The following is a 424-nucleotide window of genomic DNA, read 5'->3' as shown; positions in this document are numbered from 1 at the left end:
CTCTGGTATCGCCCACACGATGGAAGAGGCGCTGGCGGTTGCCGCAGACGTTGGTTTCCCGTGCATCATCCGTCCGTCCTTCACCATGGGCGGCACCGGCGGCGGTATCGCCTATAACCGCGAAGAGTTCGAAGAAATCTGCGAACGCGGCCTGGATCTCTCTCCGACCAACGAACTGCTGATCTGATCGATGAATCGCTGATCGGCTGGAAAGAGTACGAGATGGAAGTGGTGCGCGATAAGAACGATAACTGCATCATCGTCTGCTCCATCGAAAACTTCGACGCCATGGGGATCCACACCGGTGACTCCATCACCGTTGCCCCGGCGCAGACCCTGACCGACAAAGAGTACCAGATCATGCGTAACGCCTCGATGGCGGTGCTGCGTGAAATCGGCGTCGAAACCGGCGGCTCTAACGTGC

2 protein-coding genes are annotated in these 424 nt (G+C 58.5%); both read left to right on the top strand.

What is annotated here, in order from left to right; genetic code table 11:
* A partial coding sequence (locus tag M3223_RS23970; protein WP_251566307.1) for a hypothetical protein occupies positions 1–187 on the top strand: 187 nt, incomplete at its 5' end.
* A gap of 35 nt (positions 188–222) precedes the next feature.
* The coding region (locus M3223_RS23965; protein ID WP_251566305.1) for a hypothetical protein at positions 223–424 on the top strand (202 nt) is incomplete at its 3' end.

Origin of the sequence: Paenibacillus pasadenensis, assembly GCF_023715725.1 — a bacterium.
GTDB classification, from domain to species: domain Bacteria; phylum Bacillota; class Bacilli; order Paenibacillales; family Paenibacillaceae; genus Paenibacillus_O; species Paenibacillus_O pasadenensis_A.
This window is presented reverse-complemented; position numbering and strand designations above follow the sequence as displayed.